Origin of the sequence: Lentisalinibacter salinarum (assembly GCF_040706555.1) — a bacterium.
Lineage (GTDB): Bacteria > Pseudomonadota > Gammaproteobacteria > Steroidobacterales > Woeseiaceae > Lentisalinibacter > Lentisalinibacter salinarum.
Genome location: NZ_JAPDRH010000001.1, coordinates 197,510 through 212,696, shown reverse-complemented (window position 1 = coordinate 212,696; position 15,187 = coordinate 197,510). Strand labels below are relative to the sequence as shown.

Genomic DNA, 15,187 nt, shown 5'->3' with positions numbered 1-15,187 from the left:
CAGACCCGCGGCGGCGCTGGCAAGGAAGCGTAGGAGGGCCTTCAGGCCCGATGCGCGGGCAAGTCGGGCCTGAAGGCCCTCCTACCTGCGGCGTCGCATCAACGCCGCAATATCGCCCACCACCGCGCCACGTTCAGCAGACTCATCAGCGACGCGGACACGTAGGTCATGGCCGCGGCCCGGAGGATCTTCCGGGCATGGCGTTCGTCGCCCTCCCGCAGCACGCGACGTTTCGCCAGCAGCGGCAACGCCCGGCGGAAGCTGGCGTCGAACTCCGTCGGCAGGGTGGTGGCGTGCACCAGGATGCCCGAAGCCAGCGTGAGCAGGCCGCCGAGGAACATCATCAAACCAGCGACCGGCGCCCGGGTCACGGCCACCATCACCGGCGCGGCCATCATGAGGCCGGCGCCGACGCGCTCGATCGGCGAGATCCAGCGCACCAGTTGCGTGCGCCAGCGCAGCGGCCCGAACCCGCCCGCATCCTGTAACGCATGACCCACCTCGTGGGCAGCCACGGTGATGGCGGTGAGCGAGCGACCGTCATGGTTGTCCGGGCTGAGCCGCACCACCTTCTCGATGGGGTCGTAGTGATCGCCCTGCTCGGTCTTCTCGGTGCGCACCTTCTCGAGGCCGGCGCCGTCCAGCAGATCCCGCGCGAGCCGGGCGCCGGTCATCGGATAACGGTCGGCGGGCCGGCTGTAGCGTTCCATCACACGCTTTACCCAGAGACCGGGCCCCAGGAGGACGGCGATACCGATGACGATGAGGAGGAGGATGTGCATGGGTTCGGGAGACGTTCTCGATCAACCGTTCAGACAATACCGGCGGGCGGTGGTTTCCTTGCGAGGTCGAACGGGGAAGATATCGGGCCTGAAGGCCCTCCTGCGATTCTTCTTACGATTCTTCTTACGATTCTTCCTGCGATTCTTCCTGCGCGGCGGCCTCCTCTTCTTCCTTCTCCAGGCGGGCGCGGCGCTTCAGGAAGCGGCTGAGCTGGCGGTCCGCGGCCTGGTAGCCGAGTTCGATGAGTTCGTCGGCCCGGTCGAACTCCATGATGCTGGCGACGTCCCGGGGGATGGAGATGACCACGTCCGGCGGATAGGCGGCGAGCTTGGTGCGGGCGATGGTGCTCTGCATCGTGTCGAAGGTCTGCTGGGCGATGTCGAGCATGCTCCACCCGTCCGAACTGTCACGAGTGAACTGGTCGTGCAGGCGATCGAGGAAGCGGTCGATGAGGCCCTGCTTGTCCTTCCGGTTCTCCTCGGACGGCGCCTTGCGCTTGCCCGGCATCCGCAGGTTCTCGTCCGGCGGGCCGTTGAGGTTCACCGCCACGGTAAAGTCGGTGGGATCGTCGAAGGTGGGCGCGATGGGCACCGGATTCAGTATGCCCCCGTCCAGCAGCGGACGGCCGTCCTTACGGAACGGCACAAAGAAGAACGGCAGGGCGATGGAGGCCCGGATCGCCTCGAACAGCGAGCCGGAGCTGATCCAGACCTCTTTCTCGCGGGCGATGTCGGAGGCCACGGCGGTGAAGCGCACCGGCAGATCCCGTATCTCGTGGTCGCCCACGAAATCCTTCAGCACGTTCATGATGCGGGTGCCGTCCACGAAGCCGGACTTGCTGAGGGTGAAATCCAGCAGTCGCACGATGTCGCTCTTGCGGATGGCCGAGGCCCACTCCGCGTATTCGTCCAGCTTGCCCGCCGCATAACAGCCGCCGATGAGCGCACCCATCGACGCTCCCACCACCGAGGTTATCTTCAGGTCGTGTTCCTCGATCCAGCGGATCACGCCAACGTGGGCGTAGCCCCGGGCGCCGCCGCTGCCCAGCACCAGCGAGATCTCGCGCTTGTCACTGCTCACGTTCATTTCCTCTGTTCAGTCGTCCCGCCGGCACTTCCCGCGGGATCGTACAGGCGCTTGAGTTCCTGTTTCAGCACCTTGCCCTGCGCACTCATCGGCAGCGCTTCGACGAAGCGCACGTACTTCGGCAGCTTGTACCGTGCCAGGCGGTCCGCGCAATGGGCCAGCAGCTCGTCCGGGTCCGCGCTCGCGCCGGCGCGGAGCCGGATCGCCGCCAGGCCCGCCTGCCCCCACTTCTCGTCGGCCACGCCGACCACCGCGGCCGCCGCCACCTCCGGCAGCTCGCACAGCACGTTTTCCACCTCGGCGGGATAGACATTCTCCCCGCCCGAGATGTACATGTCCTTGTAGCGGTCCACGATATAAAGCGTGCCGTCGGGCGCGAGCCGGCCCGCGTCCCCGGTCCGGAACCAGCCGTCCACGAAGGCCCTGGCGGTCTCCTCGGGCGCCTTCCAGTAACCGGGCGTCACCGCCGGCCCCTTGATCTGAATTTCCCCGACCTCGCCGTCCGGGAGTTCGTCGCCCGCCTCGTCCGCGATGCGCAGCCGGGTGTGCATCATCCGGTGCCCGGCCGAGCCCACCCGACCCGCCGCCTGCCGGGGCGGCAGGATCGCCACGCTGAATGCCTCGGTGAGGCCGTAGGACTGGGCCAGATGCACGCCCTTGGCCGCCCACGCCGCCAGCAGGTCCGTGGAGACCGGGGCGGCGCCGACGCCGGCCACCCGCAGGGTGGGGAATTCGGCCTCGGCAAACTCGGGGAGCTCGGCCATCATGGCGTACTGGACGGGCACGCCCAGGCAATGGGTGATGCCGGCCGCGGCATCGGTCAGCATGCCGAGGAAGCGCCGCGGGTCCCATTTCTTCATGACGCACAGCGTGCCGCCGTAGTGGAAGACGGGCATGGAGAACCCGTACAAGCCGGCCGAATGGAACATGGGCGCACACGTGAGCGAGCGGGAACTGGCCGTGAGATCGCCGTGCAGGGCGGCGTGGATGATGGTGTCGCGCATCATCCGGAAGGTGCCGATCACGCCCTTGGGCATGCCCGTCGTGCCGGACGTGTAGAGCAGCGTGGCCAGGTCGTCGATGGTGAGGTGCGCGCGCTCGAGCGCATCGCCGCTCTCGGACTCGATCAGCTGCTCGTACTCGCTGTCTGCCGGATCGCTCCTGCGCTCCAGCTTCGGCAGCCCCGTCCCCTCGACGAGATGACCGAACTCCTCGTCACAGATCACCACGCTCGGCTCGCCGTGGTTCAGGATGGCCGCGATCTCGCGGGCACTGAGCCGCCAGTTCAGCGGCATGAGCGCCGCGCCCAGCTCCCAGCCGGCGAACAGAGTCTCGAACACGTCCGTCGAGTTCTGGCAGAGCATGGCGATGCGGTCGCCTTTCTCGAGCCCGTACGCGGACTTGAGACCCACGGCGAGCCGCCGCAGCCGGTCGTTGAACTCTCCGTAGGTGAAACTGCGGCCGGTATCCACGTCCACCGCGGCTACCACATCGGCATCGTAGCGCGCGTGGTAGTCCAGCCAGTCGACGGAGAACTCGTCCCGGATGGAGGGTTCGGGCTGATCGGCGAGAGCCGCCATCCGCTCCATGCTCATGCCTCGTTCCCGGCGCCGCCTGCCCGCCGACCCCCTTTGCCCGCCAGCGCCGCATCACGCACCTCCCGGTAGGACGCATCGATGCACTCCGCGTAGATCTCCGGATCCGGCAGCATCTGCCGGCAGGCGGTGAACATGACCGAGATGACGCCATTGTAGGAGAACGCGGCGTGGAACAGGCCGGCCTGGTGCACCACCGGACCCATGCCTAGCATGGCCACCATCTCGGCCCCGGCCAGGTAGACCGGCTTCTGGATGCCGGCCACGTTCGTCACCATCGTATTGAACGCCACCGTGCCGGAGCGCACCGTCAGCTCCATCAGCAGGGGAAACAGCCCGCGGGCGACGAGAGACGGCAGGTTCATCGGAATCTCCGCCATCCGCCGCGGGCCGATCGCCTCCATCACCGCCTTCGCCTCCTCCGTGCCCTCGTGGATGGCACGCACACGCTCCAGCGGGTCGGCGATCTCCGTGTGCAGGGGCGTCAGCATGGCGCTCACAAGGTTGTCCACCTCGCGGCCGTGGTCATCCTCGCCCCGCACGTTCATAGGGCAGGCCGCCACCAGCGTCTCCTCGGGCAGTTCGCCGCGGGCCGCGAGGTAACGCCGCAGCGCCCCGGCCACGACTGCCAGCACCACGTCGTTGATGGTGCCTTCCAGCGCCTTCGAGACCGCCTTCACCTCGGCCAGGTCGTAGACGTGCCCGTCCACCACCCGGCTCGGCGACACGCGTCCCCGGTTGAAGACTGTCTTCGGCACCGGTGAGCGCTCCCGACCGCGGCCGGCGAGGCCGGCTTTCACCACGCCCGGCACGGCGGCGGCCACCGCACCGCCGAGGCGCAGCGACTTCGCGAGATTACTGAACGGGCTGCGCAGCAGCAGCCGGGCCGCGCCCGGCGCCGGCTGCGCGCGGCCCGGCTCGGGCTCGTAGCCGGAGCCGTCCGCCGGCACCGGCTCGAAGTCGTGGATGGCCGCCTGGATCTCCTGGCCGCTGACGCCGTCGATGGTGGCGTGGTGCATCTTCATGAACATCCCGAAACAGCCGGGTTTCACGCCGGGCACCTCGTTGAGTCCCTCGATGATGTAGACCACCCAGAGCGGCCGGGCGAGATCGAGCTGCTGCGCCTGGAGGCGTGCGACCAGGTCCATGAGCTGACGCCAGTCGCCGGGCTTCGGCAGGGCGATGTGGCGCACGTGGTATTCGAGGTCGAAGTCCTCGTCCTCCACCCAGTAGGGATAGTCGAGCGCGAACGGGACCGGCAGCAGCTTCCTGCGGAACACCTTCGATCGGTCGATGCGTTCCGCGAAGGTCGCGAGAATCTCGCTGAACTTCACGCGCCCTGCCGGATGCGTGGAAGGGTCGTAGATCTGCAGCGAACTCACTTCCAGCGGCGCCCGCTCCGATTCCGCGTAAAGGAACAGGGAATCGAGACCGGATAACTGCTTCAGCATGTCGGCTCCTCCTTCACCCGTGCAGGAAGCGGGCGACGGGATTAGGGTTGAACGGGTGCCAGCCGTCCTCGGTCTGGGCCAGCCGATCGGCCACGATGTAGAGCACGGCCGGGTTCACGGCCATGCCGAAATGGCTGGCGACCACGCTGATGTTCTCGGCCAGCGGTGATACCCGGTCCTGGGCGATGGCCGGTGCCACCACGCCGTCCGTGTGGCTGTAGATGCAGGTGCAGCGCACGGCGGGAACGGGCGTGGCCACCTCGCGCAGGAAGGCGAGCAACTCCGGCGTGATGTCCTCCGGCGAGGTGCGCTGGTAGATCCGCCAGATGGTGGTGGCCTCCGGCGTGTCGCCGATGGGACTGCCCATCGTGATCAGCTGGCGGACGAGATCGCCGCGCATCTTCGCGGCCTGGCGGGCGATGACGCCGCCCTGGCTCCAGCCGATCAGGGTGACCTTGCGGCCGGTCTTCCCGGCGACGCGCTCCAGCTGGGCGACGAAGCGCTCCTCGTACTCGGTGCGGTCGTAACCGATACCGAGATTGGTGCCGAGCCCCCAGGGATGCGGATCGTAACCCCAGTGCTTCAGATAACGGCGCAGGATCAGCATGGAGGTGTCGTTGCCGCGGAAGCCGGGCACGGTGATGACCGGATGGCCGTCTCCCCGCGGCGCGGTAAGCACCAGCGGGTGGGCCGGCAGCAAGCACATGAACTCCAGGATCGCCCGCGGCAACTCGGCGAAGGCGTAGCCCAGGAAGGGCGGTTGCACCCGCCCGGTATCTGCGTCCTCGCCATCCGGCATCAGCTATCCTCGTAGCGATCCTCGTACCGGTGCATTCCGGGCCATTGTACCCGCGGCGACCCGCAGCGGGAGCGGCAGCCGATCTGCCGCGGTCGGCGTCCATTGGCGGGCGGGCCGGGCCCGGCCTACTATGGCAGGCGTATCCACAGGCAGCGAATCCACAAGGAGCGAGCGGCATGACGACGGGCATGGTGAGGGCATGAACAGGGAGCCCTATGCGGCGGTTACCCGCAGCGTGCGCGACGGCGTCGGCGGCCGCAGCGTCGGCGCGTTCTTCGATCTGGACGGCACGATCATCGCCGGCCACTCGGTCGGCGATTTCTTCGTGGAACGGCTGAAGGCCGGCCAGGTCGGCGTCGACGAGCTCCGCGACCTCGTCACGATGTCGGCCCGCTACCTCACGAAAACCGGCGATTTCGAGGACGGCATGGCGGCCTCCGTCGCGAACCTGCGCGGCCAGCGGGAGACGGAGTTGATACGGCTCGGTCAGAAGGTCTGCCGGGACCGGCTGATTCCTCAGGTGTTCCCGGAGATCAAGGCCCTGCTGCGCGCGCACCGGGACCGGGGCCACACCGTCGCCATCGTGACTTCCGCCACTCGCTATCAGGCCGAGCCGCTAGCCGATCACCTGGGCATCGAGCACGTGCTATGCACCGAACTCGGCGTGACCGGTGGCCGCTTCACCGGCACCATCCGGGGCGAACCCTGCTACGGTGCAAACAAGCTCACGGCCGCCCGGGCATTCGCACGCCCGCGCAGGATCTCCCTGAAGAAGAGCTACTTCTACTCCAATGGCAGCGAGGATCTGCCGCTGCTGGAGGCGGTCGGCAATCCCGTCGTCATCAACCCGGACCGCCATCTCCGCCCCGTCGCCGAACGCCAGGGCTGGCCGTTGCACGATTTCGACAGCCGCGGCAGCATCGGGCCGCTGGACGTCGCCCGCACGCTCACCACCTTCGGCAGTATCCTGCCGAGCTTCGCGGCCGGGCTGCCGCTGCGCCTGTTGGGGGCAAGCGCACAGGACGCGCTGAACCTGTCGCTGGCGACGTGGACCAACTTTGCCCCGCTGATCGCCCGCCTCCGGCTGATGATCGAAGGCGAAGAGCACCTCTGGTCCGACCGACCCGCGGTGTTCGTCTTCAACCACCAGAGCGCTATGGATGTGCTCATCGTCGCGAAGCTCCTGCGGGAGGATGTGGTCGGAATCGCGAAGAAGGAGGTGCAGCGCCAGCCCTTACTCGGCCCCGCGCTCACCGTCGCGGGGACCGTGTTTATCGATCAGGACAACGTGGGCGGCCCGAGGAAGGCGCTGAAACCTGCCGTCACCGCCCTGGAGGAAGGCCGCTCCGTCGCCATCGCGCCGGAGGGCACCCGCAGCCGGGACGGCCGGCTGGGGGCGTTCAATCGCGGCGCCTTCCATCTGGCCCGCCAGGCGGGCGTACCGATAGTGCCCGTCGTCATCCACAACGCGCAGGATGCGCTGCCGAACGGCAGCCTCATCGTGCGCCCGGCCGAGGTGAAGGTGACGGTGCTGCCGCCGGTGTCGACCGAGGGCTGGACGCTGCGGAACATCGCGCCGCAGTCCCGCCGCATCCGCGAACTCTTCCTGCACAAGCTCGGGCAGTGGGAGCCGCGACAGGAGTAACGGCACCGCTACGACCACGCCATCGGGGTACAATGGCCGGCGAGAGCCAAGCATGAGACAACTCAGCGGATCCGACGCCTTCTTTCTCTATTCCGACCGTCCGGGCCGGCACCAGCACGTCTCCACCGTCTACATCTACGACCCCGCCACTGCCGCCGGCGGCGAGGTTCGCTTCGACGCCATCCGCCGCCACATGGAGCAGCGGCTCGATACCTCGCGCCTGTTCCGCCAGCGCCTGGTGCGCGTGCCACTCGACCTGGATTACCCCTGGTGGATCGAGGACCCCCACTTCGAGCTCGATTTCCACCTGCGCCACATCGCACTGCCCGAGCCTGGCGACTGGCGCCATCTCTGCATCCAGCTCTCACGGCTGCACGCGCGCCCCCTGGATCTCACGCGGCCGCCCTGGGAGATGTACGTCATCGAGGGACTGGACAGCATCGAGGGCCTGCCCGACGGCGCCTTCGCCGTCATGACGAAGGTGCATCACGCGGCCGTCGACGACGCCACCGAGGAAGACTTCACCATCGCGCTGCACGACCTGGCGCCTCACGCCCCGGCTGCCCCGCCCGGCGCGCGCTGGCACGCCGAGCAGGAGCCGGGACTGGGCGAGCTGCTGCTGCTCTCCTGGTTCAACAACACCACCAAGATCCTCGAGACCGGCCAGAGCCTGATCGACCGGCTGCCGATCGTGGGCAGCAGCCGGAGCAAGCCGCAGGAGCTGCTGCGCACCGAGCACGGCCCGGCACCGGTCACGCGCTTCGACCACCGCATCACGCCCCACCGGGTGTGGGACACCCGTTTCTTCGCCATGGAAACCGTCCGGGAGATCGCCGCCAGCCTGGCGCGGGGCACCGCAGAGGACGTGGCGGTGGCAATCTGCGCCGGGGCAGTGCGCGGCTACCTGGAGGCGAAGGAGGAGCTGCCGGCCGCCTCCCTGTGGGCGCTGTTGCCGCTCCACCATCAGGAGAAGTCGGAGGAGGGCCTGCCCGGCCACCGGGTCCAGCTGGCCCGCATCAAGCTCATGACTCACGTCGCCGACGCCGAGGCCCGTCTTGCGGGCATCCACGGCGAGATCGAGAACGCCCGCGTGGAGAGCGCAGTGGACGCCGGCGAGATGAGCGAACTGCAGGACATCCTGCCGGCGACCACCATGAATCTGGCGGCACGCACCATCTCGGCGAACCTCGGGCCCGGCCGCCAGTACCGCAAGAACCACAACCTGGTGGTCAGCATCACGCCCGGACCGGAGCGCCCGCTCTATCTGTGCGGCGCCCGGCTGCTCGCATTCACGGGCATGGCCAGCATCATGGACGACCTGGCGCTGGCCCATACCGTCACCAGCTACGACGGCCGTCTGGCGATCGCCTTCGTTTGCGACCGGAAGATGATGCCGGACCCCGCGTTCTATGCGGAGTGTCTGGAGGCGGCGTTCGGGGAGCTGCAGGGAGTGATCGGAACAGCCGGATGACCGACCTTCGTCCGTGGATCAACCAGCCTCGATGGGTTCTGCGCCTGACCGGGAAATTTTTCGATTGGCCTCGCGAAAGCCCGCTTTGAGCGAGCAGGCGGTAAAGGCGCCCGACTGGGCAGGGCGGATGGAACCGGGTCATTGGTTCCGTATTTCCGGCGACGAGCCTGATCTGGGCTTGCCGCGGACTCCCGCAGGAACGCGCTACCTGGAAGACGGGGATCCAGCGCGGGACCCCTTGCTTAACCCACCTCTCGACGTAAAGGAGCGAATCCGGCGAGCGCTGGGGAGAGACTGGATAGCCCCATGGCGTGGCCGCATGGGATTCTGCGCCATCACGGAGGCCTGGAACAGTGCCATCTTCGCAACGCGCTTCGGCGAATCGGGCGCGATGGTCATATTCGGGGGCGGCCATACCACTTACTTCGGTTCGGACGTTCATGCGTTTGATGTGGCCAGCCGGGGATGGAATCGGCTGACGACGGGTTTCGTGACTGGCAACCCCGAAGACTACGGCGAAGGGGCCGTTTACGAGACTTCGACGTATCCCGATGGATCACCATTGCCACCGCATACGTACGATTACGTGCAGTACGACCCGGCAGGTAATGACTACCTGCTCCTGAAGGGGCAGACGGAACTCGGGCCGAGAGTCAAGGCGACGCCGATTCCACACCTCTTCAATCTCGATTCCCTCACCTGGCGGCACGGACCACGGCATCCGTCGGCGATTCTCAACTCGGGTGGATTCACGACATGGGATCCGAAACGTCGAATCCTGTGGGGACACAGCGGCGATGATGGCGGCGGAAATGCATTCGTTGGCTACAGCCCCGATGATGAGAACACCGACGGCACGACCGGCCGATGGCGGGACTTCCATCCGAACAAATTCCCGGGTGAGGCCAATCACAACGCGATGACGTACGAGCCCATGATGGATAAGCTCGCCGTAGCTCTTCATTGCCGGGATCGACTGGAGCTGATTGATCCCGACGAACCCGCCGGACCCGGATCAGCCGTGGCTTCTCAGGGTGAGAAACCACGCATTCGACAATTTGCCGGACTGGAATACTCACCGAGGCTGGAAGCCCTCGTGTATTACTCCCCGCTCGATGGGCCGACCCTACATTCCATCGCGTTGGACGACTCAGCGGAGTGGCACGTCGTTAATCGGAATGCCAGGCTGGACCCAATTGCGGATGCCGCCGACCGATCGCGACACCCGGTCAACCTCGCCCATTGCTTTGGTCGGTTCCGTATTGCCAGTTTCCGTGAGTTCGATATGGCGATCCTCGTGCGCCACATCGATACGCCCGTCTATGCCATGAGGCTGCCTGACTATCGAGGATCCCTTGGTGATTGAATCGGGCTTCACCCGCCTGACGGGACACACTGCCAAGCCATGATCAACCCGATGTGTACTCTCGGCCAACCTCGGACAGATCCGGATCAGTTCCTCACCTTTCAGGCAATGCCATGAGCCTCAGGAATCGCTGATGGCTTTCCTTCGGGCCGTGCGGTCAGCTCGGCTTCACTCGCGCCCCCGCGGTAGCGTGCCAGGAGCGCCTCGGGGTCCACTTCAACCCCGACCGGATTCTCTGCGAAGGCTTCACTTCGCATATAGTCGAAGGCATCTCTGGAACTGCAGGATTCGACCTGAAGCTCGATTCGATTACCGTCCGGGTCCTGGTAATAGAAGGAAAGCGTGAAGCCGTGATGAACTGCCCAGTAGGGACTGAGTCCCTGCTCCTCGAGTCTCGCGTACGTGTCGAGCAAGTCTGCCGCCGAGGCGTAGGTGTACGCGATATGATTGACACCGATATCGCCGGGGCCTGAATTCGCGGGCCTGTCAGGCTTCAGCACGTCGAGATTCGCGATTGCAAAGCGATGACTCTCGTCGTCATAGGTGAGAAATGCGAGAGCGGGATCCCCGTGCACGATCTCCGCGCCAAAGACCGTCATATACCACGCCTTCATTGCCTCGAAGCGTCGCGTCATGAATACCGCATGCGAAAAGACCGGGGTCGTTGCCATATTTTATTTCCCCCTGATTGAGATCACTGGCCACTCCTGACCAGTGGCCATCAGTCTAGCTGACGGTTCAGGAAAACGCCCTCATCGGCGAGAAATCCCGTTCCGACCATGAGCGAACAAGGCTCGTATCGCGAATCCAGCTATTTTCGGCAGAATTTCAGCGAATTGGCATGCTGCGACAGTCAACGGCTAGCATCTCTACTTCACATACGACATCCGCGAGAGGCCCGAACTGGCATGACGACACGAATGACGACGCACGCTGCATTGGCAGCGGTGGAAGCGGCTGACGATGGGATATACGGAACCCTTCTGCAACACGGCTCGCTCGAGATCGGTTTTTACAAGCCCAGCGGCACCGATACTCAGCAACCACACGAGCAAGACGAGGTTTACATCGTCCAGTCTGGTTACGGCCGGTTTGTCGTCGGAGACGAGCGCCACAACTTCGAAGCAGGGGAAGCCCTTTTCGTGCCGGCAGGGGTTTCCCACCGATTCGAACAATTCTCCGACGATTTCGCTGCTTGGGTTATCTTCTATGGACCCGAGGGCGGTGAGCAGCCCTGAGCGTGCAGCGGCCATTCAGTCATCGTCCACTGCCCGCCATCACCGTTAGGTGATCCGCGTCCACGCCCGTCAGTCCAGCTGAAAGTGCCGAGCGCTCCGCTTCGGATCGACTGCAGAAATCCCAACTCGAGCGCCGTCGAAGGTCGTTTTCCGGCCAGGATCGGAAATAAAAAGCCCCGCACTAGGCGGGGCTATCGCAGACGGTGAACGGTTCTTATGCCGCTTTGCGTCTACGAGCGAAACCCATGCCGATTAGGCCAGCGCCAAGCAGGGCGAGGGTGCCAGGTTCCGGGACAGAGGTTACGGTGCCAAACGTGAACGCATGCCAGTTTTCGTTCGGCGACGTTGTAAAACTCAGTGAAGAGATCGGCCCATCAAATCGCAGCAGGCCATGAAACTCATTCATTGAGATTGTGTCGCCCGCACCTAAGACATAAGGTCCAGGGGCGCCGCCGTTGGCGAATGACCAATAGCCAACTCCGTCGCTGTCAACCGTGAATTCCGTATCAAAGTCATAGGTAACCGTTACATTGGGCTGCCCTACGCTCAACAGAGCCATGTAAAGATTGTCGAGCGATGAGCCGAAGGTCACGTTCACCGTAACAGCGGAATTGAGACCGACCTGCTCGCAAGCAGTCGGCGCGTTATCCGCAGTGCCCCCCGTATATGCTGGATCACTCGCATTGGGTTCGGTCCAGTAGTTGGTACCGCAACCAGTTTGAGACACTCCGTCCATCGAGGCACCGCTGGCAGATGCCGTAACGGATATACCTCCAAGATCCCCAATTGCCGCGGCACCGCCAATCTCAGTCCAATCTGTCCAGGTCACGATATCCGCATGAGACGCTGCAGGCAGCAGCATTACTGCAAGCGAGGCGAGGTAGATATTCTTCAATCGTGTCACTGTCTTCCCCTGTACGCTAAGAACCACTGATCAAGCGTCTTGCAGGAATTGGGCCAGTACTGGAATTGTGAGTATCGACAATGATTTACGAACCTCCTAACTGTGTGCATGTCCGCGAATGTAAAAAAGGTCGACGCATTTTCTCGAAATTGAGGCGATGCCTGCTCGGGTCGATAGCGGAAACCCTGCCGCAACGAACCAAGAGCGCAGCTTTCGGGCAGATGGCTTTCTATTTGAACCCGGTTCTCGTTAGTCGAGAATGGACTACGGCGACAGCAACCCACGTCGTAGCTGTCAATGCCAGGCCAGCCATCGCGGTGAGCAAACCGGCGCACCCCTTTGGTGCCGCTCCCGACGCTTGCCATGACGGCGACAAGGCGGGAAGCTGGCACTCATGAACGATGTCATCACCATCGACTGCCACTACCTGGACCGCCCGCAACTGGCCGCGGCGTATCTCATCGTCGAGGGCGATGAGGCCGCCTTCGTCGACAACAACACCAATCACGCGATGCCGCACCTGCTGGGCGCGCTGGACGACGCGGGCTTGCGGCCGGAGCAGGTCCGCTATCTCATCGTCACGCACGTCCACCTGGATCACGCCGGCGCCACCGCGGCCCTCGCCGAGTCCTGCCCGAACGCCACCGTGATCGCTCATCCCCGCGCCGCACCCCACCTGATCGACCCGTCGAAACTGGTAGCCAGCGCGAGCAAGGTCTACGGCGAGGCCGAGTTCGAGCGCCTGTACGGCACCATCGAACCGGTACCCGAGGGCCGCGTGCGCGAGATGGCCGACAACGAGCGGCTGCAATTCGGTAACCGGGAACTCACGTTCCTGCACACCCGCGGCCACGCCAATCATCATTTCTGCATCGCCGACAGCGCCACTGGCAGCGTCTTCAGCGGCGATGCCTTCGGCCTGCACTATCCCGCCCTGCAGGCTGCCGGCCCATTCGCCCTCCCGTCGACCACGCCGACGGACTTCGACGGCGAACTCGCCATCGAGGCCGTGCGGCGCATCATCGGCCTCCGGCCATCGCGGGTCTACCCCACCCATTTCGGCGAAGTGACCGAGATCGACACGACCGCGGCCCAGCTGATCCGCCATCTCGAGTTCGCCCAGGCGCTGATGCTCGATGCCGAGGCGTCCGACCTGGCGGACGACGAACTCTACGACTACGTGCTGACGCGCCTGCGCGATTACTACGCCGGCCTGCTGGACGGCCTCGGCGAGCTGGGCCGGCGGCCGGAGACCTGGGAGCTGCTGGCGATGGATCTGGACATCAACGCCCAGGGTCTCGCCTTCGCCGCAAACCGGCGGCGGCGCAAGGCACGGGAGGCGCAGACGGGCTGAGCGGCCCTGCGCGGACCGAGCCAGGGTGCGGCGAGGTCCCGACGCGGGTCAGGCGGAGGGCTCGACGGCCAGCGGCGGCACGGGATCCCTGCCGGCTGCACGCTGCAGCTCGTCCCAGGCCTCCAGGACATGGTCGCGCAGGGTGTGTACATCCGGCACGGTCCGCCGGCAGGCGACGAGGCCGAAGTCCATGCGCTCGCCGTAGGACTGCACGGTGATGTTGAGCGCGTTGCCGTGGCTCGGGATCGACACCGGATAGTGGGTGAGCAGGCGCGCCCCGTTCAGATACAGCGTCTGCCGCGGGCCGGGGATATTGGAGATCACCAGGTTCATCGGCAGGCGGATGATGCTGCCGAGGCGGAGCCGGTTGGCGAGCGTGGCCACACCCTGAAATGCGATGGGCAGCCCGAGCACGGTGAGATCGCCGAGATGCACGTTGTCGAGCTGGCGCACAACCTCGATGCCGCCGTCGATGGACTCGCGGATCGCCTTCATCCGCTCGACGGGGTCCTCGCGGTCCGTGGCCAGGTCGCACATCAGCATGCTCACCTGATTGTGCAGGCTGGTGTCGCCCGGCTTGCGTACCGACACCGGCGTGCCCGCCACCAGCGAGCGCTCCGGCAGTTCGCCGAGCTGCTCCAGGTAGCCGCGCAGCGCGCCGGCGCACACGGCCATGAAGGCATCGTTGACGGTGCAGCCGTGCTCCCTGCCGATGGCCTTCAGCGGCGCCAGCGGGATGGAGCCGAGGGCCAGGGCCCGCTCGGGGCCGATGGCGACGCTGAAGCGCGTGCGCGGCACCCGCGGCATGACGGATCTCATGCCGCCGACCGAGCGGAACGCCCTCGTCGCCAGATCCTGGGTGGTGCGCGCGAGGTCCGGCAGCATGCGGGCGAAGCGCACGGGATTGGCGCCGAAGCGCAGCGCGGTGTCCTTCAGCAGGCCCCAGGTACCCGGGTCGTCTTCGTCCAGCTCCTCCGGTCCGACGGGCACGGGCGGCGGCTCCGGCGTGGGGCCGAAGAAGATCTCGAATATGGCCTGCCCGCCCATGCCGTCCAGGCAGGCATGATGGTACTTCGTGTACCAAGCCACATGGCCGGATTCGAGGCCGTCGATAAACCACCACCGCCAGAGCGGACGGGCCCGGTCGAGCGGCTGGGCGTGGAGCTCGGCAGCGGCCTCCTCCAGCTGCTCCGTCGTGCCCGGCGCCGGCAGGGTGATCCGCTGCACGTGGTAGTCGTTATCGAAGGTGGTATCGAGCACCCAGACGGGATGATCCATGCCCAGCGGCGCGGGGCGCAGGCGCCGCATCATGAAGGGCACGAGGTGGGCGCGCGCCTCGACGAAGCGTTTCAGGGATTCGTAGAAGGCGTCTGCATCCTGGTCGGGGGGCAGCTCGAAATGCTGCAGCCCGGCCACGTGCATGGGCGTGTTATCCGTCTCCGCGTAGAGAAACGTGGCATCGAGGAGGCTGAGCTTCTGCATGCGGCAAGCATAC

The 15,187-nt window shown here is 65.7% G+C and carries 13 protein-coding genes; 5 read left to right on the top strand and 8 right to left on the bottom strand.

Annotated features, from left to right (window positions below; all coding sequences use genetic code 11):
- Nucleotides 1-98: 98 nt before the first annotated feature.
- The 5 genes from ACJMKZ_RS00855 to ACJMKZ_RS00835 form a co-directional block, all read right to left on the bottom strand.
- A complete protein-coding gene (locus tag ACJMKZ_RS00855; protein WP_405231740.1) occupies nt 99-776 on the bottom strand; it encodes a zinc metallopeptidase in 678 nt (225 codons plus the stop codon).
- A 130-nt stretch (nt 777-906) separates the two neighbouring features.
- Complete coding sequence (locus ACJMKZ_RS00850; protein ID WP_405231277.1) at nt 907-1,863, bottom strand: patatin-like phospholipase family protein; 957 nt, start codon at nt 1,861-1,863, stop codon at nt 907-909.
- Nucleotides 1,864-1,865: 2 nt separating this feature from the next.
- Nucleotides 1,866-3,464, bottom strand: coding sequence for an AMP-binding protein (locus ACJMKZ_RS00845; RefSeq protein WP_405231276.1), 1,599 nt, complete (start codon nt 3,462-3,464; stop codon nt 1,866-1,868).
- Nucleotides 3,461-4,915, bottom strand: coding sequence for a WS/DGAT/MGAT family O-acyltransferase (locus ACJMKZ_RS00840; RefSeq protein WP_405231274.1), 1,455 nt, complete (start codon nt 4,913-4,915; stop codon nt 3,461-3,463). The genes ACJMKZ_RS00845 and ACJMKZ_RS00840 overlap by 4 nt, the downstream gene beginning before the upstream one ends.
- A 13-nt stretch (nt 4,916-4,928) precedes the next feature.
- Nucleotides 4,929-5,714, bottom strand: a complete 786-nt coding sequence (locus tag ACJMKZ_RS00835; protein ID WP_405231273.1) for an alpha/beta fold hydrolase — start codon at nt 5,712-5,714, stop codon at nt 4,929-4,931.
- A gap of 199 nt (nt 5,715-5,913) precedes the next feature.
- Here ACJMKZ_RS00835 and ACJMKZ_RS00830 point away from each other — a divergent pair, with 199 nt between their 5' ends.
- The 3 genes from ACJMKZ_RS00830 (at nt 5,914) to ACJMKZ_RS00820 (ending at nt 10,196) form a co-directional block, all read left to right on the top strand.
- Entirely contained in the window at nt 5,914-7,359 is a 1,446-nt protein-coding gene (locus ACJMKZ_RS00830; protein ID WP_405231272.1) for an HAD-IB family hydrolase, read from the top strand.
- Between the two features lie 52 nt (nt 7,360-7,411).
- Nucleotides 7,412-8,830 (top strand): wax ester/triacylglycerol synthase family O-acyltransferase, encoded by a 1,419-nt coding sequence (locus ACJMKZ_RS00825; RefSeq protein ID WP_405231271.1) that lies wholly within the window; start codon nt 7,412-7,414, stop codon nt 8,828-8,830.
- 319 nt (nt 8,831-9,149) lie between these two features.
- Entirely contained in the window at nt 9,150-10,196 is a 1,047-nt protein-coding gene (locus ACJMKZ_RS00820; RefSeq protein ID WP_405231270.1) for a hypothetical protein, read from the top strand.
- A gap of 101 nt (nt 10,197-10,297) precedes the next feature.
- Here the strand turns inward: ACJMKZ_RS00820 and ACJMKZ_RS00815 are convergent, their stop codons facing one another.
- Nucleotides 10,298-10,867, bottom strand: a complete 570-nt coding sequence (locus ACJMKZ_RS00815; protein ID WP_405231269.1) for a VOC family protein — start codon at nt 10,865-10,867, stop codon at nt 10,298-10,300.
- A 237-nt stretch (nt 10,868-11,104) separates the two neighbouring features.
- Here ACJMKZ_RS00815 and ACJMKZ_RS00810 point away from each other — a divergent pair, with 237 nt between their 5' ends.
- Nucleotides 11,105-11,434, top strand: coding sequence for a cupin domain-containing protein (locus ACJMKZ_RS00810; RefSeq protein ID WP_405231267.1), 330 nt, complete (start codon nt 11,105-11,107; stop codon nt 11,432-11,434).
- 214 nt (nt 11,435-11,648) lie between these two features.
- Here ACJMKZ_RS00810 and ACJMKZ_RS00805 read toward each other — a convergent pair whose 3' ends face one another.
- Nucleotides 11,649-12,329: a PEP-CTERM sorting domain-containing protein gene (locus ACJMKZ_RS00805; RefSeq protein ID WP_405231266.1), complete on the bottom strand. Its 681-nt coding sequence runs from the start codon at nt 12,327-12,329 to the stop codon at nt 11,649-11,651.
- Nucleotides 12,330-12,732: 403 nt separating this feature from the next.
- On the opposite strand from ACJMKZ_RS00805, the gene ACJMKZ_RS00800 reads away from it, so the two are divergent.
- Nucleotides 12,733-13,692 carry an MBL fold metallo-hydrolase gene (locus tag ACJMKZ_RS00800; RefSeq protein ID WP_405231264.1) on the top strand — a complete coding sequence of 320 codons (960 nt, stop codon included), beginning with the start codon at nt 12,733-12,735 and terminating at the stop codon, nt 13,690-13,692.
- 48 nt (nt 13,693-13,740) lie between these two features.
- Here ACJMKZ_RS00800 and ACJMKZ_RS00795 read toward each other — a convergent pair whose 3' ends face one another.
- Nucleotides 13,741-15,174, bottom strand: a complete 1,434-nt coding sequence (locus ACJMKZ_RS00795) for a WS/DGAT/MGAT family O-acyltransferase (RefSeq protein ID WP_405231262.1) — start codon at nt 15,172-15,174, stop codon at nt 13,741-13,743.
- Nucleotides 15,175-15,187: the final 13 nt, after the last annotated feature.

What these genes read in the sequence shown, in the direction of transcription:
- ACJMKZ_RS00815 (WP_405231269.1), bottom strand. Translation starts at nt 10,867, where the DNA reads ATGGCAACGACCCCGGTCTTTTCGCATGCGGTATTCATGACGCGACGC.
- ACJMKZ_RS00810 (WP_405231267.1), top strand. Translation starts at nt 11,105, where the DNA reads ATGACGACACGAATGACGACGCACGCTGCATTGGCAGCGGTGGAAGCG.
- ACJMKZ_RS00835 (WP_405231273.1), bottom strand. Translation starts at nt 5,714, where the DNA reads ATGCCGGATGGCGAGGACGCAGATACCGGGCGGGTGCAACCGCCCTTC.
- ACJMKZ_RS00845 (WP_405231276.1), bottom strand. Translation starts at nt 3,464, where the DNA reads ATGAGCATGGAGCGGATGGCGGCTCTCGCCGATCAGCCCGAACCCTCC.
- ACJMKZ_RS00840 (WP_405231274.1), bottom strand. Translation starts at nt 4,915, where the DNA reads ATGCTGAAGCAGTTATCCGGTCTCGATTCCCTGTTCCTTTACGCGGAA.
- ACJMKZ_RS00795 (WP_405231262.1), bottom strand. Translation starts at nt 15,174, where the DNA reads ATGCAGAAGCTCAGCCTCCTCGATGCCACGTTTCTCTACGCGGAGACG.
- ACJMKZ_RS00825 (WP_405231271.1), top strand. Translation starts at nt 7,412, where the DNA reads ATGAGACAACTCAGCGGATCCGACGCCTTCTTTCTCTATTCCGACCGT.
- ACJMKZ_RS00820 (WP_405231270.1), top strand. Translation starts at nt 9,150, where the DNA reads ATGGGATTCTGCGCCATCACGGAGGCCTGGAACAGTGCCATCTTCGCA.
- ACJMKZ_RS00830 (WP_405231272.1), top strand. Translation starts at nt 5,914, where the DNA reads ATGAACAGGGAGCCCTATGCGGCGGTTACCCGCAGCGTGCGCGACGGC.
- ACJMKZ_RS00800 (WP_405231264.1), top strand. Translation starts at nt 12,733, where the DNA reads ATGAACGATGTCATCACCATCGACTGCCACTACCTGGACCGCCCGCAA.